Below are 18082 nucleotides of genomic sequence, written 5' to 3' on the forward strand. Positions count from 1 at the left end.
CCTCTCCTCCCCCCCCCGCCCCCCCCCCCCCCACCCCCCCCCCCCCCCCCCCCCCCCCCCAAACCCCCCCCCCCCCCCCCCCCCCCCCCCCCCCCCCCCCCAGTCCTGGTGGCGCCGTCAGGCGAGGGTGACCTCGACCGGGAGCTTCTTGATGCCGTTGACGAAGCTGGAGCGGACCCGGGGGACGTCACCGGCCAGCTTGATGTCGGCGATGCGCGGGATGAGCTCCTCGAACATGATGCGGATCTCGGTGCGGGCGAGCAGATTGCCCAGGCACAGGTGCGGGCTGCCCTTGCCGAAGGTGACGTGGTCGTTGTTCTGCCGGGTGACGTCGAAGTCGTACGGGTTGCCGAAAACCTCTTCGTCGCGGTTGCCGGAGGCGAACCACATGACGACCTTGTCGCCCTCCTTGACCTGCTTGCCGCCGAGTTCGACGTCCCGGGTCGCGGTGCGGCGGAAGTGGTAGACGGGGGAGGCCCAGCGCAGGAACTCCTCGACCGCCACCGGGATCAGGGAGGGGTCGTCCTTGAGCCTGGCGAGCTGCTCGGGGTGCTGGAGGAGGGCCAGCATGGAGTGGGAGATGGTGTGCCGGGTGGTCTCGTTGCCGGCGACGACCAGCAGCAGGAAGTAGTTGTCGAAGTCCTGCGCCGAGAGCGGGACGCCGTCGCGCGGGGTCGTGTTGACGAGCTTGGAGATCAGGTCCGTGCCGTCGCCGCCGCGCCGCTGCCGGGCCAGCTCCCGCCCGTACTCGAAGACCTCGAGCGAGGCGGGGGAGCGGAAGGGCAGGTCGCGGTACTTCTCGCTCTCCGCGCTCTCCAGCAGGACGTCGGCGTAGTCGGGGTCGGTGTTGCCGATGATCCGGTTGCCCCAGTCGATGAGCTGCTGGTTGTCCTCCGGCGGCACGTCGAGGAGCCGGGCGAGGACGTTGATGGGGAAGTCGGCGGAGACGTCGGCGACGAAGTCGAAGGTGCCCTTGGCGAGCGCGGCGTCCAGGGTCCGCGCCGTCAGGCCGCGCAGGAAGTCGCTGTAGCTGTTGATGACGCTCGCGCCGAACTGGCGCTGGATCACGCTGCGCAGGGCGCGGTGGCGGACGCCGTCCATCTCCAGGACGGAGGCGCGCTTCTTGATCTGGTCGTCGTCGAGTTCTTCGAGGTTGACGAATTTCGTCGAGGTGAAGGTCTCGGCGTCGCGGTCGACGGTGGCGATGTCCGCGTGCCGGGTCACCGCCCAGAAGCCGGAGTTGGGGGCCGCCTCGGGCTGCCAGTGGACGGGGTCCTCGTGGCGCAGGGTGTGGAACATCCGCCAGGGCTTGATGCCGTCGGCGAAGTTGTCGAGGTCGGCGAGGTCGACCTGGTCGAGCGGGAGGGGCTCGGTGAGGCGGGCGCGCAGCTCGGCGCCGGTGGTGGGCAGGGCGGGAACGGTGGGGCTGGTCATGGCTGGGTTCTCCTGGGCGCGGCTTCGGGGGCTTACAGGTGGTAGGCGTACTCGGTGAACTCCCAGTCGGTGACGTACCGGCCGAAGCGCTCGACCTCGTCCCGCTTGTAGGTGAGGAAGGAGGTGGTGAAGTCCTTGCCGAGGACGTCGGTCAGGGCGGTGTCCGCCTCCAGCGCGTCCAGCGCGGCGGCCAGGCTCGTCGGCAGGAGGGCGGAACGGGCGGTGTCGTAGCCGTAGCCCTCCAGCGGGGCCGGGGGCTCCTCGCCCGCTTGGACGCCGAGCAGCGCGGCGGCGATCGTGCCGGCGGTCAGCAGGTACGGATTCGCGCTGGCGTCGCCCAGGCGGAGCTCCAGCCGGGCGCCGGAACCGCGCTCGGGCGGGATGCGGACCATGGCACTGCGGTTGTCCAGGCCCCAGTCGATCAGCCAGGGCGCGAGGGTGTCGGGGCCGAAGCGCTTGTACGAGTTGACGGTCGGGTTGGCCAGGGCCGCGAGGGCCGGCGCGTGGGCGAGGATGCCCGCGAGGGCGTGCCGGGCGGTGGCGGAGAGGCCGTACGCGCCGGCCGGGTCGTCGAAGGCATTACGGCCCTCGGTATCTCCGCAGGACAGGTGGAGATGGAAGCCGGAGCCGCCCGCGTCGCCGAAGGGCTTGGCCATGAAGGTGGCCAGGTTGCCCTCGCCGCGGGCCAGTTCCTTGACGGCCGCCTTGAAGCGGAACGCGCGGTCGGCGGCGTCCAGGGCCTCGGAATGGGTCAGGTTGATCTCGTACTGGCCGCCGTCGAACTCGTGGTTGCCGGTGACGACGCCGAGGCCGAGGTCGCGCAGGTGTCGCAGGGTGCGCAGCAGGTGGTTGTCGGGGTCGGCCCGCAGACCGGCGGTGTAGACGGCGCCCGTCGTTTCCGGAGCGCGCCGCCAGCCGGTGGCCGTGCCGGGGGCGGGCTCCAGGAGGAAGTACTCCAGCTCGGGGCCGACGACGGGGCGCAGGCCCTGCTCGCGGCAGCGGGCCAGGACGGTGCGAAGCAGGTCGCGCGGTGACTCGGGGGCGGGGGCCGAGGTCGCCGGGTCGGTGACCTCACCGAGGCAGGTGGCGACGCCGGGCTCCCAGGGCAGCGCGGCCAGCGTGGACAGGTCGGGGCGTACGCACACGTCCGGCAGGCCCGCGTCCAGACCGCCCGCGACGGGGACCACGTCGCCCTGCGGGGTCGTGTGGTAGACGGCGCGACAGAACGCCAGGCCGTGCTCGCAGGCGGACGGCAGATGGTCGAGCAGGACGTCGCGGGCGCGGTCGGTGCCGATCAGGTCGGGATAGATCACCCGGACCACGTCGATGCCCTCGGCGGCGAGCCGCTCCATGTGCCGGCGGATGTCTGGGGTGTCTTGAGCGCTCACCGATGTCTCCTTGGGCGGACGGCGGGGTACCTCCAGGCCCTTCGGGCTCTGGGGGAGGTGGCGTGAGGAAGACGGGAGCCCGGGCGCGGGGGAGTGGCGACTCTCGGGCCATTCGTTTGATTCCGAACGGTATGGAACGAGTCAGCGTCCCGCAAGGGGCTGGCTCAAGAAATTATCCACCTGGACAGGTATTGACCAGCGCCGGGCAGCTTTCTATGTTGTTTGAAGCCAAACGAGTCAGGGGTGCGGTTTCCTCGCACCTCTTTGGCCGAGGGGCCCGGTCGACGGTCGGCCGTGGCCGGGCCCCTCTCCCCCTTCCATTTCACCCCCGTCTGCCTCGCTCCGACGTCTCACCCGCAGGAGGACCGGCCATGAAGGTCGTCGTCGACATGAACAAGTGCCAGGACCACGGCCAGTGCGTCTTCGCGGCCCCCGACGTCTTCTCGATGGACGACGACGGCCACCTGGCGTACGTCCCCGACCCGGACGACGCGCTGCGCGAAGAGGTCGAGGAGGCGGCGGACGTCTGTCCGCTGCAGGCCATCCGGATCGAGGACTGAGCCCCGTGACCGGACGCATAGTCGTCGCCGGCGCTTCGATGGGCGGCCTGCGGGCCGCCGAGCAGTTGCGCGCGGCGGGCTGGGCCGGCGCGATCACCGCGGTCGGCGACGAGCCGCACATGCCGTACAACCGGCCTCCCCTCTCCAAGGAGGTCCTGGCCGGGAAGGCGCCCTTCGAGTCCCTGGCCTTCACGCCGAAGGCGGCCGCCGCAGACGTCGAGTGGCGGCTGGGCAGGAAGGTCGTCGCGGCCCGGCTCGCCGAGCGGACCGTCGAACTCGACGACGGCTCGACACTCCCGTACGACGGACTGGTCGTCGCGACCGGTATGCGGCCCCGTCGGCTGCGCTGCCCCGGCCCCCTCGCCGGCCGGCACACGGTCCGTACGCTCGCCGACGCGCAGGGCCTGCGCGACGAGCTGACCAGGCCCGGCGCGCGCGTGGTCGTGGTCGGCGCCGGTTTCATCGGCTGCGAGGTGGCGGCCACCGCCGTCGGCCTCGGTGTCGCCGAGGTGACCGTCGTCGATCCGCTCCCCCTGCCCATGGTGGGCCCGCTGGGCGAACTGCTCGCCGGGGCGCTGCTGAAGCGGCACGAGGAACGAGGGGTGCGCTTCGCGCTCGGCACCGGCGTCGCCGGTTTCGAGGGCGAGGACCGGGTCACCGGCGTCGTACTGAGCGACGGCACCGTGCTCCCCGCCGACGTGGTGGTCGAGTCGGTCGGCTCGGTCGCCAACACCGAGTGGCTGGAGGGCAACGGGCTCGACCTGTCCGACGGCGTCCTCACCGACGAGCAGTTGCGCGTCGGCGGCTTCCCGGACGTGGTCGCGGTCGGCGACGTCGCCCGCTTCCCCAACGCCCGCTACGACGGCGTACCCCGGCGTGTCGAGCACTGGTCGATCCCGACCGACACCGCCAAGCACGCCGCGAAGACCCTCGTCGCCCGCCTCCACGGGACGGATGCGGAGTCGGCGCCCTTCGCGCCGCTGCCCACCTTCTGGAGCGATCAGCACGAGTTCCGCCTGCAGTCCTTCGGCGCGCCCGTGCTCGGCAAGGACGACGTACGGGTCCTGGACGGAGAGCCGGACGGGGACGTGCTCGTCGGCTACCACAGCCGCGACCGGCTGGTCGGCGTCGTCGCACTCGGCGGCCAGTCCGCCGCCATGGGTGCCGCCCGCTACCGCGCCCAGCTGCTCAAGCAGCCCGCCCTCACCGCATAAGGAGCCCCAAGTGACCGGTGTCCGTGGTTACTTCCACCCCAAGACGGCGAGCGGTGCCTCGTCGCTGATCCCGTCGCCGCCGTGGCGCTACTCGGGTGACCTGCTCACCGTCGAGTACCGCACGGACCCCGCCCGCGTGCGTGAACTGCTGCCCGAGCCCTTGCAGTTGGCCGACGAGGACCCCGGCGCGGTCGCCCTGATCTGGGCCGACTGGCAGTCGTGCTCGCAGGAGGGCGCGGAGCTCCTCGACCCCGTCCTCGCGCAGTACAAGGAGGCCTTCGCGGTCGTCCGCTGCAAGTACAAGGGCCAGACCTACACCCGCTGCGTCTACATCTGGGTCGACAAGGACTTCGCTATCGCCCGCGGGCTGCACCAGGGCTATCCGAAGAAGCTCGGGTCCATTCACCAGACGCGTCCGCATCCGTACGGGCCCGCTCCGCGGATCGAGGCGGGGGCGCGGTTCGGGGCGACTCTGGCGGCTGCCGACCGGCGCCTCGCCCAGGCGGTGGTGACGCTGCGGGAGCCGTCGGAGACGAACGGCTTCGTCAACAGCCACCCGATGGCCCACCACCGGTGGCTGCCGTCCATCGAGAAGGGCAGGGGGCTCGCGCTCGACGAGCTGATCGAGACCGGCGCGGCCTCCTTCGAGGGCGGTCGGCCGTGGGTCGGCGATGCCGACCTGGAGCTGTTCGAGGCGCCCACCGAGGAACTGGCCCGGCTGGAGATCCGCGAGCCGATCGCCGCGTACTACCGGCAGGTCGGCGTGGTCTGGGACGGCGGCCGGCTGCTGGAGTCCGGCACCTCCGGCGCCGAGTGACCCCCGTCAACACCGCAGGACTTGGAGACCGGACACCATGACCGAACACCTCACCACCGTTGCCGGGGTCGCCGTCGACACCCGGCACTGGATCGGCGGCGAGCGCGTCGCTTCCACCGACACCTTCACCGACGTCTCCCCGATCGACGGCAGCGTCCTCGGCGAGATCTCCCGGGGTACGGCGATGGAGGCCGCGGCCGCGGTGGCCGCCGCGAAGGCCGCCTCCCCCGCCTGGGCGGCCACCTCGCGCGCCGAACGCGCCCGCATCCTCCATGCCATCGCCGACGGTGTCGAGAAGCGGATCGAAGAGCTGGCGATCGTCGAGACGAACGACAACGGTGCCCTGCTGCGCTCCCACCGCCGGGGTGTCATGCCCCGCGTGGCGCACAACTTCCGTTTCTTCGCGGACTGGTTGCTGCAGCTGGAGCACGAGGACTTCGACACCCGCGGCCACACGAACCACGTCTCGTGGGACCCGGCGGGCCCGAGCGTCCTGATCACGCCGTGGAACGCCCCGCTGATGCTGGCCACGTGGAAGGTCGCCCCGGCGCTGGCGGCCGGCAACACGGTCATCCTCAAGCCCGCAGAGTGGTCCCCGCTGACCGCGTCCCTGCTCGCCGACATCGCCGCCGAGGCCGGACTCCCGGCGGGTGTCCTCAACGTCGTCCAGGGCTACGGCTCGGAGATCGGCGACGCCCTCACCTCGCACCCGGAGGTGCGCCGGATCAGCTTCACCGGTTCTGTGCCGACGGCCAAGCGGATCGCGGAGTCGGCGGCAGCGAACTTGACCCCGCTCAGCCTCGAACTCGGCGGCAAGTCCCCGTTGCTGGTGTTCGCGGACGCCGACCTGGACCTCGCCGTCGACCTGGCGGTGGAGCAGTACGACAACGCCGGGCAGGTGTGCCTGGCCGCGACGCGCTTCCTCGTCGAGCAGTCGATCGCCGAGGAGTTCACGCGCCGGTTCGTGGAGAAGGCCGGGCGGCTCACGCAGGGCGACCCGCGCGACGAGGCCACCGACCTCGGGCCCAACATCCACCCCCGCCAGCTGGAGAAGATCGACGGCTTTGTGCAGCGGGCGGTCGCGGCCGGGGCCCGCGCGGTCATCGGCGGCCATCGCAACGACGAGCTCGACGGCCAGTACTACGCGCCGACCCTCCTCACCGACGTCGCGCAGGACTCGGAGATCGTCCAGGAGGAGGTCTTCGGGCCCGTCCTGACCCTCCAGACCTTCACCGGCGAGGACGAGGCCGTCCGCCTCGCCAACGACACTCGCTTCGGGCTCGCCGCCACCGTCGCCACGGGTGACCCCGAGCGCGCCGAACGCGTCACCGCGCAGCTGGTCGCGGGCACGGTCTGGGTCAACTGTTTCTTCGTGCGCGACCTCCAGGCGCCCTTCGGCGGCTCCCGCCACTCCGGTGTCGGCCGCGAGGGCGGCACCTGGAGCTTCGACTTCTACTGCGACGTGAAGAACACCGTCACCGCGCCGAACGGATGGAAGAACCATGGGTGAGATCGTCGGGGCGGGCCTGCTCGCCCATGTCCCCACCATCGTGCTTCCGGAGGCCGACCGGCTGGAGCTGAACGAGGGCAAGGAGATCACCCTCGTCACCGGCCTGCACCAGCTCCGCAAGGACGTCTTCGAGCGTGATGCCGCCAACGCATACGACACCGTCGTCGTCCTCGACTCCCACTGGGCGACCACCGTCGAGTTCGTCGTCACCGCCCAGCAGCGCCGCGCGGGCCTGTTCACCTCGGAGGAGTTGCCGCGCGGCATGTGCCGGATGCCGTACGACTTCCCCGGCGACCCCGAACTCGCCCACAACATCGCCTCGTTCGCGGACAAGCACGGCACCTGGATCACCCCGATCGAGGACGACTACCTGCCGGTCTACTACGCCACCACCAACCTCTGGAAGTTCCTCGGTGAAGGGCTGCCCGACAAGCGGTGGGTGACCATCGGGGTCTGCCAGACCGGTGACATGGAGGACCACCTGCGGCTCGGCCGCGCGCTCGCGGACGGCATAGCCGCCACTCCCGGCCGCCGCGTCCTGCTGATCGCCTCGGGCGCCCTGTCGCACACCTTCTGGCCGCTGCGCGAGATCCGCGACCACGAGGCCAGCGACCCGGTGCACATCCGCACGCCCGAGGCCCGCGAAGCGGACTACGAGCGCATCGCCTGGTTCAAGGAGGGCCGTCACGACAAGGTCCTCGACACCATGGACGAGTTCTGGAAGTACAAGCCCGAGGCGAAGTTCTTCCACTACCTGATGATGGCCGGCGCCCTGGGCGAGCAGGCGTGCGTCGCCAAGGCCCGCCAGTACGGCGAGTACGAGAACTCCGTCGGCACCGGCCAGGTCCACCTCTGGTTCGACCGCCCCGCCGCCGGCTGGACCGGCGCCGGACTACCCACACCGTCGTACCAGCGCACCCCGCACAGCCGCCCCCAGGAGGTCTGAGACATGGCTGCATTTTCTGAGTATCGCCGCATCCTCCTGGACGGTGCCGCCGTCCAGGTCGCCGTCGACGGGGACGAACTCGTCGCCGGGGACGGCCGCCGCGTCAAGATCGAGGAGGCGCAGCACCTGCCCCCGGTGGTTCCCTCCAAGGTGATCGCCGTCCACCTCAACCATCGCAGCCGGGTCGACGAGTTCCAGATCCGGCTCACCCCGACACCGACCTACTTCCACAAGCCGACCTCCTCCCTCAACTCCCACCAGGGCGCGATCGTCCGCCCCGAGGGCTGCAAGTGGCTCAACTACGAGGGCGAGGTCGCCATCGTCATCGGCAAGACCGCCCGCAATATCTCCCAAGCCGAGGCAGGGGAGTACATCGCCGGCTACACGATCGCGAACGACTACGGCCTGCACGACTTCCGGGACACCGACGCCGGCTCCATGCTCCGCGTCAAGGGCTCCGACACCCTCTGCCCGCTCGGCCCCGGTCTGGTCACCGACTGGGACTTCCACGGCAAGTACCTGCGCACGTACGTCAACGGCGAGGTGGTGCAGGACGGTTCGACCGACGAGATGGAGTGGGACATGCACTACCTCGTCGCCGACATCGCCCGCACCATCACCCTCTACCCGGGCGACGTGCTGCTGTCCGGCACCCCGGCCAACTCCCGGCCCGTGCAGCCCGGCGACGTGGTCGAGGTGGAGGTCGAGGGGCTGGGCCGGCTGTCCAACCACATCGTCACCGGCCCGACCCCGATTCGCAGCGACGTCGGTGCCCAGCCCACCGAGTCCGAGGAGGTGCTGTCCACCGCGCTCGGCGGCGACTGGGAGTTCCGTGGCATCCGCCCGCCCAAGCGTTACTGACGCGGCCCTCGGAAAGGCGGCGGGTAGGGTCGCCGCCATGACCCCATCCGCCGAGCCCGGTTCCACCCGCAGGCCACGCAAGCGTATGAACTACGGGGAGGGCCGGGACGCCCTGCTCAACGCGGCCGTGCGCGTGGTGGCCCGGGGCGGGCTGCGCAAGCTCACCTACCGGGCGGTCGCGGAGGAGGCGGGAACCACGCACGGCCTGGTCGTGCACCACTTCGGCTCGCGCGACGCGCTGATCGAGGAGGCGCTCGCCCACGCCGTGCGCACCAGTCTCAGCGTGAGCGACGTGGAGCCCGGGACCGGCAGGGTCGCCGACTTCTCGGCCGGGGTCTCCGAGATGGTCACGGCCGACCCGGACATACAGGCCTTCCAGTACGAACTGCTGCTGGAGTCCCGGCGCAGGCCCGAACTGCTGCCGCAGATCCGCGCGCTGTACGACGACTACTTCGACGCCACCGAGCGCGAGCTGTCCCGCATGCTCCCCGGCACCGTCGGCCGTCCGCTGACCCGGCTGGTCTTCGCCGCCCTGGACGGCCTCGTGCTGCACCAGCTCGTCTTCGGCGAGCCCGAGGTCACCGACGCCGCCCTGGACGAGCTGCGCGCACTGCTGCGGCTGCTCGAAGCCGACGGGAACGCCGACGGGAACGCCGATACGGAGACCGACCGCCAGCGCGGCATCGAGCCGCAGGACTGACCCGCTGACCTGTTTCGGAGCACCGACGCAAGTGCTCCGGACGCAACGAAGGAACGGTAGGCACCGTGATCACGGTGCCTACCGTTCTGCTCTGTTTCGCCGCGGATGCGACCCCGTAAGGAGCCGTGTGGGGCTCGGGAATCTTCGGGCAACCCCTTGCCAAGCGGATAGTTTCAGCCCACGATGAGGCAACTCGTTTGGCCTGAAACGAAACCCCCTCTTCCCGGCAGGTGATCCGAGTGGACAGTCAGACGGCGGTCAGAAACCAGGCCGCACCCGACGCCTCCACCACAGGCAAGCTCAAACCCAATGCCCTCGGCGTGCTGGGCATCCTCTTCTTCGTCCTTTCCGCCCAGGCGCCGCTCACCGGCGTCGCGGGCGCCGTCCCCATCGCCGTCGCCGTCGGTGACGGACCCGGAGCGCCCGCCGCCTATGTCGCGGCCGGTGTGATCACTCTGCTGTTCTCGGTCGGCTTCGTGGCCATGGGCCGGCACGTGGTGGACGCCGGCGCCTTCTACACGTACATCGGCAAGGGTCTCGGCCGCTCCCTCGGCACCGGCAGCGCCGGCGTCGCACTGTTCGCCTACTGTGCGGTTCAGGCCGCCATGTACGGCCTGTACGGGGCGACCGTGAGCGGTCTCCTCGCCCACTACACGGGGGCGGACGTGCCGTGGTGGGCGTGTGTCCTGGTCACCATGGTGATCGTCCAGGTCCTGGGGGCATCGGGGATCGAGATGGGCGCCAAGGTGCTGGCGGTCTTCGTGCTCGCCGAGTTCAGCATCCTGGCCGTCTTCGCGCTGGTCACCCTCGTCAAGGGCGGTGGGCCCGAGGGTCTCGGCTTCGCCCAGTCGTTCTCGCCGGGCGCAGCTCTCAAGGGGGCGCCGGGCGTGGCGCTGATGTTCGCCGCGGCGTCGATGATCGGTTTCGAGGCCACCGCGATCTACGGCGAGGAGGCGCGCGAACCCCGCAGGACCGTGCCCAGGGCCACGTACCTGGCCGTCGCCCTCGTCACCGGCTTCTTCGCCTTCACCTCCTGGATGCTGATCTCCGCTTACGGTGCCTCGAAGGCGACCGCGGCCGCCGGCGCGGCTCTGGAGAGCGGAGACTCGACGGGCTTCGTCTTCGCGCCGATCGCGGACCTGTTCGGCGCCTGGATGAACGACGTGCTGCCCGTCCTGCTGGCCACCTCCCTGTTCGCCGGCCTCCTCGCCTTCCACAACTCGGCCAACCGCTACCTGTTCTCGCTCAGCCGCGACGGGCTTCTGCCTCGCAAGCTGTCGTCGATCAACCGCCGGCACTCGCCCGGCGCGGCCGGCTACGTCCAGACGGCGATCGCGGTCCTGCTGGTCGTGCCTTTCGCGCTGGCGGGCAAGGACCCGGTGCTGACCCTGTTCTCCTGGGGCAGCGGCGTGGCCGTGCTGGGGATCATGCTGCTGTACTTCCTGACCTCGGTCTCCGTGGTCATCTTCTTCCGCCGGGAACGTCTGGACACCCGGCCCTGGAACACGCTGATCGCCCCCGCCCTGGGCGCCCTCGGCGTAGCCGGCGCGATCTGGCTGATCGTCGAGAACTTCACCACCCTCATCGGCGGCGAACAGAGCACAGCCCTCTGGCTGGAACTCACCATCCCGGCGGTCCTGCTCCTCGGCGTCGTCGCGGACCGGCTGGCCCGCGGCAGGGCGGCGGCCGACGGCTGACGTACGCCACCCGTGCGGCCCGGCCCGGGCCGCACGGGCGATTTCTCGACCGGTCAGCCGATCTTTCATGGAAGGAACGGTCTCGAGTACGGCAACGGGGCACGAACTCACACCGCGGCAGAAGGCGCTCGTCGACGAGATCGCCACGCTGGTCCGGCCCGGATCCGGCGCGGCGATCTGACATCGGTGCGTCACGGGCCCGACGTCGCCGCCCGGTCGAGGAACCCGTCGACCAGGCGGCGGGCGTTCGCCCGGGCCGCCGGTTCCATGGCGCGGCTCCGGGCCAGCAGCTCGCCGGGGTCCACGCCGTGCCGCACGCACTGCTCCGCGCCGCCGAGGTCCAGCCAGCCGTGCACCATCGCGGTGGTGATCTCCGGATGGAACTGCACGCCCAGGCTGCGCCCGGCCCGGAACGCCTGCACGCACACGGCGTTGCGGGCCACCTCCTCGCCGCCGGGCGGCAGGACGCAGCGGTCGTAGTGCCACTGGAACCAGGGGCCGGAGCCGACCAGGGAGGAATCGTCCGTGTCGATCTCGACCCAGCCGATCTCCGGGCGCGGCGACGCTTCGACGGCGCCCCCGAGGGCGGTGGCCAGCGCCTGGGCGCCGAAGCAGACGCCGAGCACCGGAACGCCGAGGTGGTGGGCCTTGCGCAGGAGCGCCAGCTCGCCGCCGATCCAGCTGCCGACGGCCGTCTCGTCGTACACCGACCAGGGGGCGCCGAGCGAGACGACGAGGTCCCAGCCGGCGGCGTCGGGGAAGTCGAACGTCACGTTCGGTGCGTGGTGGCGGTGTTCGGGTACGACGGTCACGGTGGTGAGGTCGTATCCGCGCTCCTCAAGCCGGGCTCCGACCAGCCCCGGCTCCGTGACGTGGTCGTGCAGGACGACGAGTGCGCGCACGGCGACTGCTCCTTCCCCGGTCTCGTGGAAGACCGGTTGTGATCGACCGGACGAGAGGTCGTACGGGATCAAATGATGTGGCCGACTCCTGCGCCCGGATGCCTTGTGGGGGGCCCTCTGTGAGCATATCGTTTGGGTTCAAATGTATCGCCGGGAACTGGAGGCCACGCATGCTGGACATCACCCACGACGAGTGGCTGCGCCGAGCCAAGGCCCTGGAGGTGCCCGGCGCCCACCACATCGACGGCGCCGACGAGGCCGGGGGAGGAGCGGCCTACGCGGTCGTCTCGCCCCGTGACGGTCAGGTGCTGGCCCAAGTCGCGGACGGGGGCGCCGCCGAGGTGGACGCGGCCGTCGCCGCAGCCCGGCGGGCCTTCGACACCGGGCCGTGGCCGCGGTTGGCGCCCGCCGAGCGGGGCCGGGTACTGGTGCGGATCGCCGACCTGCTGGAGGAACGGCGCGAGACGCTCGCGCTCGCCATCAGCCTGGAGATGGGCAAGCCGATCACGGACGCGTACGACATCGAACTGCGCGCCGCCATCAACACCTTCCGCTGGTACGGGCAGCTGGCGGACAAGCTCACCGACGAGTCGCCGCGCACCGCGCCGGACGCGCTCGCGCTGGTCACCCGGGAGCCGGCCGGCGTCGTGGGCGCGGTGGTCCCGTGGAACTTCCCCCTGACCTTGGCTTCGTGGAAAGTGGCCCCCGCACTGGCCGCCGGCTGCACGGTGGTGCTCAAGCCCTCCGAGAACTCGCCGCTGTCCGCGCTGCTGCTGGGCCGGATCGCCACCGAGGCGGGGCTCCCGCCGGGTGCGCTCAACGTCGTCAACGGCAACGGACCGGTCGCCGGGCGGGCCCTCGGTCTCCACCCCGACGTCGACGTCCTGGCGTTCACCGGCTCCACAGCCGTAGGCCGCCACTTCCTGCACTACGCCGCCGACTCCAACCTCAAGCGCGTCTGGCTGGAGCTCGGCGGAAAGTCGCCCAACATCATCCTCCCGGACGCCCCCGATCTGGAGAAGGCCGCCGCCACCGCCGCCTGGGGCATCTTCTTCAACCAGGGCGAGATGTGCACCGCCCCCTCCCGGCTGCTGGTGCACTCCTCCATCGCCGAACGGGTCACCGAGGCCATCGTCCGGCGGGCTCAGGAGCTGCGCGTCGGCGACCCCCTCGACCCGGCCACCGAGATGGGCGCACTGGTCCGGGAGAGCCACCTGGACCGCGTACTCGACCACATCCGGCACGGAGTCGACGACGGCGCGCGCCTGCGCATCGGGGGCTCGCGGACCCTGACCGACAGCGGGGGCAGCTTCCTCCAGCCCACCGTGTTCGACCAGGTCGCCTCGGACGCCCGGCTGGCCCGCGAGGAGATCTTCGGCCCGGTCCTGTCCGTGCTCACCTTCGACGACCTCGACGAGGCGGTGCGGCTCGCGAACGCCACCGAGTACGGCCTCGCCGCCGGCCTGTGGACCTCGGACCTGTCCACCGCGCACCAGGTCTCGCGCGCCCTGAAGGCCGGCACGGTCTGGGTCAACTGCTACGAGGAGGGCGACCTGACCGTGCCCTTCGGCGGCATGAAGCAGTCCGGCAACGGCCGCGACAAGTCCGCGCACGCGATCGAGAAGTACACCGAACTCAAGACCACCTGGATCCAGCTGTGACGACGTCCCCACGACCGCTCATCGCCGTCCCCGCCCGCTTCGCCGCCTCCACCTCCGCGCTGCGGTACGCCGCCGAGGTCAACGCCCGTGCCCTGGTCGAAGCGGTCTGGCGGGCGGGCGGCGAACCGGCGACCATCCACCCGGCCGACCCCGCCGAGACCGATGTGGCCGCCCGGCTCGCCCGCTTCGACGGCGTCCTGCTTCCCGGCGGCGGCGACCTCGCCCCCCACCGCTACGGCGCCGCCGACACCCACGACAGCGTCTACGACGTCGACGACCTTCAGGACGCCTTCGACCTCGAAGTCGCCCGCCAGGCCCTGGACCTGGGTCTGCCGCTGCTCGCGATATGCCGCGGCATGCAGGTCGTCAACGTCGCCCTCGGCGGCACTCTGGAACAGGACATGGGCGGCCCCGAGCGCGAACACCGGCACGTCGTGCATCCGGTGGCGATCCGGCGCGGCACGCTGCTGGAGCAGGCCGTCGGCGCGGAGAAGGCGGACGCCTCCTGCTACCACCACCAGCGAGTGGCCCGCGTCGGCACCGGGCTCAAGGTGACCGCCCACGCCGCCGACGACACCGTGGAAGGTCTCGAACTCCCCGGAATCCACGGATGGTTCACCGCCGTCCAGTGGCATCCCGAGGACACCGCCCACGAGGACCCCGCCCAGCAGGGTCTCTTCGACGCCCTCGTACGAGCCGCCCGCGAAAGACGCTGACACCGCCATGGCTCTCGTACGTTGAACGGGTGGGGGACACCCGTCCCCCACCGCACGCACCTGGAGGTGTCGCCGACACCGGCCGGGCTGCCGGGAGCCTTCGCGGTCGAGGCGTTCTCGCTCTGACGGCTCCGGACGGCAGCGGCCCGAGACCGCTGAGGGCTCAGGCCTTCGGCCGCCGCCCGCTGCGGCGCGGTGCCGGCGCGGCACCGTCCAGCAGGGCGAGGCGCCGCTCCTCACCGTGCTCCTCGACCTGGAGCACGACCCGCCGCAGTCCGTCCGCGATGTCCCGGCACTCCTCATCGCTGAGCTTCCCGGCGACGAAGGCCTCCTCCTGGTTGAACTCCGGGAACAACCGCCGCATCAGCGCCTCCCCCTCGTCGGTGAGGCTGAGCAGCACCCGCCTGCCGTCCTCCGGGTGTCCGGCCCGCTTGACGAGCCCCCGTCCCTCCAGCGTCCGCGAGACCCCGGTGAGCGTCCCCTTGGAGATCCCGGCTTCCTCAGCGACGTGCCGGGTCTCCGACTCGCCCCAGACCCAGACCACCCAGAGCACGACGAACGCCGTCCAGGTCAGATCGGAACTGCGCAGCACGGAGTTCTCCAGGTGTTGCCGGACCGCCGAGGCGGCGCGGTAGATGTTGGCGACGACGGCCATCTGCTCATGACGGATGGGGATACCGCCGAGCTTGGCCTCTGCCAGCTTCTCGGCTTCGGAGATGGAACGATGGCCGGGCACTGGCATGCTCCTTCGGCTCTGTGGATACGTCGAGCTCGGACCGCGATTGTCGTTCGGACTCAAATTGTACGAAGGGACAGGAGTCCGGGGAGCCGGGTCGACCCCGACGCGGGCAGGCGGCTCCTTCCGCAGGGCGCGCCACTGGAGGATCCGTTGGACGGTCCTGCGGCAGCCGGCTCCACGGGGTGCCGTGCGCCCCGCCGTGACCTGGGGCTTCTGCTTGTCCGCGGCCTTCGGGGGCTCACCGGCGCGATGTCGCGAAGCCTCGGGGGCGATGCGCAGCGGCATCAAGCAATCGACCATGGGGTATTGCCGTCGACAAAAGTGCATGCAAAAGTGTGGGCATCTTGGAAGGGAGGGTCTCCATGGCCGAGACGAGTGTCAGGGCGAGAGTGGGCAGCGCTCTTTACAACGAGGTCGTCGAGTGGATGGACACCGAGGCCGAGCTGCTGGACGCCTACCAGGAACGCGAGTGGCTGGAGGCGATGGTCAGCCGCGACGTGGTGTATCAGGTGCCGATCCGGCAGACCGTGGAGCGGGCGCGCGGGACCGGGTTCGTCGCCGGGGCGTTCCACCTGGACGAGACATACGGGTCACTGGAGAGCCGGGTGGCGCGGAACGAGACCGCGTACGCCTGGGCGGAGGACCCGCCGTCCCGTATCCGCCACTTCGTGACCGGCATCAGGGTCGCCGAGGACGCCGAAGCCCCGGGCCTGGTGACCGCACGCAGCAATCTGCTGATCTACCGCACGCGGCAGGAGCAGACCCAGCCGCAGCTGCTCTCGGGGGAGCGGCGGGACCAGTTGCGCAGGGAGGACGGCGCGCTGCGCCTCCTCCGCCGTGAAGTCCTGCTGGATCTCACGGTGATCGGCACGCACAACCTTTCCATCTTCTTCTGATCTGAGAGGAACGCGGCGATGACGCAGGCGAAGAGCACGAGAGCCGACGCGCTTCTCGACGAACTCGACACCGGTCTGGCTGAGGGCGAGGTCCCCGCAGGGCTGTTCGGGAACCAGGAGATCTACGACCGTGAGCTGCGCGCGGTCTTCGGCCGGTGCTGGGTGTTCCTCGCCCACGAGTCGGAGATCGAGGCCAAGGGCGACTACGTCCTGCGCAAGATCGGCGAGGACAACTTCATCGTGATCCGCGATGAAGAGGGCGGGATCAACGTCCTGTTCGACGCGTGCCGGCACCGCGGGGTGCAGGTGTGCCGGGCGGATTCGGGCAACACCTCGCACTTCCGGTGTCCGTACCACGGCTGGACGTACAACGCGAAGGGCGACCTGGTGGGTGCGCCGCTGTGGCGCAACGCGTTCGGCGGGATGCCGAAGGAGGGCAACGGGCTGTCGAAGGCGGCGCGGGTGCAGTCGTACCACGGCCTGGTCTTCGCGACACTGGACCCGTCGGCTCCGCCGCTGGAGGAGTATCTGGGCGGCATGGCCTGGTACTTGGACCTGCTGTTCGGCCTCAACGAACACGGTATGGAGGTCGTCGGGCCGCCGCAGCGCTTCGTCATCGACGCCAACTGGAAGTCGGGCAGCGAGAACTTCGCCGGCGACGACTACCACCTGGGCACACTGCACCGGTCGGTGTGGGAGATCGGTGCCTTCCCGGTGCCCTTCCGCGAGAACATGATGGGCTATCACATCCAGGCGGCCCCCGGGCATTCGCTGTCGTTCTCGATGGCGCCGACCGAGGACGAACCGGGGCCGAAGTTCTTCGGGTTCCCCGATGAACTCGCCGAGACCTTCGACACCAGCCGCATCAGCGACCACCAGCTCGACATCGCACGCCGTTCCCGGGTGATGGTCGCCAATGTCTTCCCGAACTTCTCGATGCTGGCGCTGCCGATGACCGAGGACGGCGCCAACCACGAGCCGACCGGCGTCGTGACCATCCGCATGTGGCAGCCGCACGGAGTCGGCCAGGTCGAGATCTGGAACTGGTTCTGCGTCTACAAGAACATGACGCCCGAGCAGAAGGACCGGGCCTACCGGGCCGGGCTCGGCACGTTCTCCATGGGCGGCGCGTTCGAGATGGACGACACCGAGCCGTGGATCACCGTCAGCCGCACCGGCCGTTCCGTCGCCGCCGACCTGCTGGACTTCAAGCTCAACTACCAGATGGGGATGCCGGGTATCGGTATCGCCAAGCGGGTGGAGGACTGGGCCGGTCCGGGCATCGCCTACTGGACCCGCTATGAGGAAGGTGTCCAGCGCAACCTCTACCGCCACTACGCCGACATGATGCGTGCCGAGCCCGGCACCTGGCCGAAGTCGACTTTCGATGAGTGACTGGATGGAGGCGGTGCGGGAGCAGTACCGCGGGCGGGGAGTGGGGGAGCGGCTGGCGGCCGGCAACCGGAAGCCCGGCGTCGTGGTCGTGGACCTGATCAATGGCTTCACCGACCCTGCTTGTCCTCCTGGCTCCGACCTCGACGCGGTGGTCGAACGTACGGCTGAGCTGCTGGAGTGGGCCCGCGCGGCCGGGCTGCCGGTCTTCTTCACTGCGATCTCGTACGAGCCCCGTGACCTGGACGAACTCGTCTGGTTGCGCAAGATGCCCGCGCTTCGGGCGCTCACCGCGGGTTCGCGGTGGGTGGAGGTGGACGAGCGGCTGGCGCCCCTGGCCACGGAGCCGGTGATCGCCAAGAAGGCGGCCTCGGCGTTCCACGGCACGGACCTCGCCCAACAGCTGGCGGCCGCGGGGGTGGACAGCCTGATCGTCTGCGGCGCCACCACCTCCGGCTGCGTGCGGGCCACCGTGATCGACGCGTGTGCGGGCAACTATCCGGTGCGCGTCCCTCGTGAGTGCGTGGGCGACCGGGCCGAAGGGCCGCATGAGGCCAACCTCTTCGACATCGACGCCAAGTACGCCGATGTGGTGGGTCTGGACGAGGTGCTGGACGAGGGGCTGGATGAGGTGACGGTCGTATGACGC

At 70.6% G+C, this 18082-nt stretch carries 17 protein-coding genes; 13 read left to right on the forward strand and 4 right to left on the reverse strand.

What is annotated here, in order from left to right:
- Positions 1-117: 117 nt before the first annotated feature.
- Together ACZ4WS_RS24350 and ACZ4WS_RS24355 are read right to left on the reverse strand one after the other, a co-directional pair.
- On the reverse strand, positions 118-1434 hold the full coding sequence (locus ACZ4WS_RS24350; RefSeq protein WP_467983319.1) for a cytochrome P450: 1317 nt from the start codon (positions 1432-1434) through the stop codon (positions 118-120).
- A gap of 32 nt (positions 1435-1466) precedes the next feature.
- Positions 1467-2822: a glutamine synthetase family protein gene (locus ACZ4WS_RS24355; protein WP_467983320.1), complete on the reverse strand. Its 1356-nt coding sequence runs from the start codon at positions 2820-2822 to the stop codon at positions 1467-1469.
- A 371-nt stretch (positions 2823-3193) separates the two neighbouring features.
- On the opposite strand from ACZ4WS_RS24355, the gene ACZ4WS_RS24360 reads away from it, so the two are divergent.
- The 8 genes from ACZ4WS_RS24360 (at position 3194) to ACZ4WS_RS24395 (ending at position 11127) form a co-directional block, all read left to right on the forward strand.
- Positions 3194-3382: a ferredoxin gene (locus ACZ4WS_RS24360; RefSeq protein WP_030038098.1), complete on the forward strand. Its 189-nt coding sequence runs from the start codon at positions 3194-3196 to the stop codon at positions 3380-3382.
- A gap of 5 nt (positions 3383-3387) precedes the next feature.
- Positions 3388-4596, forward strand: a complete 1209-nt coding sequence (locus ACZ4WS_RS24365; RefSeq protein WP_467983321.1) for an NAD(P)/FAD-dependent oxidoreductase — start codon at positions 3388-3390, stop codon at positions 4594-4596.
- Between the two features lie 10 nt (positions 4597-4606).
- Positions 4607-5413, forward strand: a complete 807-nt coding sequence (locus ACZ4WS_RS24370) for an acetoacetate decarboxylase family protein (protein ID WP_467983322.1) — start codon at positions 4607-4609, stop codon at positions 5411-5413.
- A gap of 37 nt (positions 5414-5450) precedes the next feature.
- Complete coding sequence (locus tag ACZ4WS_RS24375; RefSeq protein WP_467983323.1) at positions 5451-6923, forward strand: aldehyde dehydrogenase; 1473 nt, start codon at positions 5451-5453, stop codon at positions 6921-6923.
- Positions 6916-7869 (forward strand): 3,4-dihydroxyphenylacetate 2,3-dioxygenase, encoded by a 954-nt coding sequence (locus tag ACZ4WS_RS24380; protein ID WP_467983324.1) that lies wholly within the window; start codon positions 6916-6918, stop codon positions 7867-7869. The genes ACZ4WS_RS24375 and ACZ4WS_RS24380 overlap by 8 nt, the downstream gene beginning before the upstream one ends.
- Before the next feature lie 3 nt (positions 7870-7872).
- Positions 7873-8730 carry a fumarylacetoacetate hydrolase family protein gene (locus ACZ4WS_RS24385; RefSeq protein WP_467983325.1) on the forward strand — a complete coding sequence of 286 codons (858 nt, stop codon included), beginning with the start codon at positions 7873-7875 and terminating at the stop codon, positions 8728-8730.
- Positions 8731-8767: 37 nt separating this feature from the next.
- A complete protein-coding gene (locus ACZ4WS_RS24390) occupies positions 8768-9430 on the forward strand; it encodes a TetR/AcrR family transcriptional regulator (protein ID WP_467983326.1) in 663 nt (220 codons plus the stop codon).
- A gap of 239 nt (positions 9431-9669) precedes the next feature.
- On the forward strand, positions 9670-11127 hold the full coding sequence (locus tag ACZ4WS_RS24395; RefSeq protein WP_467983327.1) for an APC family permease: 1458 nt from the start codon (positions 9670-9672) through the stop codon (positions 11125-11127).
- Between the two features lie 191 nt (positions 11128-11318).
- On the opposite strand, the gene ACZ4WS_RS24400 is transcribed toward ACZ4WS_RS24395, so the two are convergent.
- Entirely contained in the window at positions 11319-12029 is a 711-nt protein-coding gene (locus tag ACZ4WS_RS24400) for a type 1 glutamine amidotransferase (protein ID WP_467983328.1), read from the reverse strand.
- Between the two features lie 170 nt (positions 12030-12199).
- Between ACZ4WS_RS24400 and ACZ4WS_RS24405 the strand changes: the two genes are divergently transcribed.
- Both ACZ4WS_RS24405 and ACZ4WS_RS24410 read left to right on the forward strand, forming a co-directional pair.
- A complete protein-coding gene (locus ACZ4WS_RS24405) occupies positions 12200-13690 on the forward strand; it encodes an aldehyde dehydrogenase (protein WP_467983329.1) in 1491 nt (496 codons plus the stop codon).
- Complete coding sequence (locus tag ACZ4WS_RS24410) at positions 13687-14406, forward strand: gamma-glutamyl-gamma-aminobutyrate hydrolase family protein (protein ID WP_467983330.1); 720 nt, start codon at positions 13687-13689, stop codon at positions 14404-14406. Before ACZ4WS_RS24405 ends, ACZ4WS_RS24410 begins: the two co-directional genes overlap by 4 nt.
- 163 nt (positions 14407-14569) lie before the next feature.
- Here the strand turns inward: ACZ4WS_RS24410 and ACZ4WS_RS24415 are convergent, their stop codons facing one another.
- Positions 14570-15142 (reverse strand): MarR family winged helix-turn-helix transcriptional regulator, encoded by a 573-nt coding sequence (locus tag ACZ4WS_RS24415; protein WP_467983331.1) that lies wholly within the window; start codon positions 15140-15142, stop codon positions 14570-14572.
- Positions 15143-15507: 365 nt separating this feature from the next.
- Between ACZ4WS_RS24415 and ACZ4WS_RS24420 the strand changes: the two genes are divergently transcribed.
- Genes ACZ4WS_RS24420 through ACZ4WS_RS24430 form a run of 3 tightly spaced genes read left to right on the forward strand, consistent with a single transcriptional unit; the run spans position 15508 to position 18079 of the window.
- Positions 15508-16041 (forward strand): aromatic-ring-hydroxylating dioxygenase subunit beta, encoded by a 534-nt coding sequence (locus ACZ4WS_RS24420; RefSeq protein WP_467983332.1) that lies wholly within the window; start codon positions 15508-15510, stop codon positions 16039-16041.
- A gap of 18 nt (positions 16042-16059) precedes the next feature.
- On the forward strand, positions 16060-17436 hold the full coding sequence (locus tag ACZ4WS_RS24425; protein WP_467983333.1) for an aromatic ring-hydroxylating oxygenase subunit alpha: 1377 nt from the start codon (positions 16060-16062) through the stop codon (positions 17434-17436).
- Positions 17429-18079 (forward strand): isochorismatase family protein, encoded by a 651-nt coding sequence (locus tag ACZ4WS_RS24430; RefSeq protein WP_467983334.1) that lies wholly within the window; start codon positions 17429-17431, stop codon positions 18077-18079. Before ACZ4WS_RS24425 ends, ACZ4WS_RS24430 begins: the two co-directional genes overlap by 8 nt.
- The last annotated feature ends 3 nt before the right edge of the window (positions 18080-18082 follow it).

It is taken from the genome of Streptomyces sp. NPDC029292 (assembly GCF_055569295.1).

Bases quoted from the DNA above. Each gene is read 5' to 3' on its own strand.
- ACZ4WS_RS24385 (WP_467983325.1), top strand. From the start codon at position 7,873: ATGGCTGCATTTTCTGAGTATCGCCGCATCCTCCTGGACGGTGCCGCC.
- ACZ4WS_RS24425 (WP_467983333.1), top strand. From the start codon at position 16,060: ATGACGCAGGCGAAGAGCACGAGAGCCGACGCGCTTCTCGACGAACTC.
- ACZ4WS_RS24430 (WP_467983334.1), top strand. From the start codon at position 17,429: ATGAGTGACTGGATGGAGGCGGTGCGGGAGCAGTACCGCGGGCGGGGA.
- ACZ4WS_RS24380 (WP_467983324.1), top strand. From the start codon at position 6,916: ATGGGTGAGATCGTCGGGGCGGGCCTGCTCGCCCATGTCCCCACCATC.
- ACZ4WS_RS24405 (WP_467983329.1), top strand. From the start codon at position 12,200: ATGCTGGACATCACCCACGACGAGTGGCTGCGCCGAGCCAAGGCCCTG.
- ACZ4WS_RS24390 (WP_467983326.1), top strand. From the start codon at position 8,768: ATGACCCCATCCGCCGAGCCCGGTTCCACCCGCAGGCCACGCAAGCGT.
- ACZ4WS_RS24360 (WP_030038098.1), top strand. From the start codon at position 3,194: ATGAAGGTCGTCGTCGACATGAACAAGTGCCAGGACCACGGCCAGTGC.
- ACZ4WS_RS24350 (WP_467983319.1), bottom strand. From the start codon at position 1,434: ATGACCAGCCCCACCGTTCCCGCCCTGCCCACCACCGGCGCCGAGCTG.
- ACZ4WS_RS24420 (WP_467983332.1), top strand. From the start codon at position 15,508: ATGGCCGAGACGAGTGTCAGGGCGAGAGTGGGCAGCGCTCTTTACAAC.
- ACZ4WS_RS24375 (WP_467983323.1), top strand. From the start codon at position 5,451: ATGACCGAACACCTCACCACCGTTGCCGGGGTCGCCGTCGACACCCGG.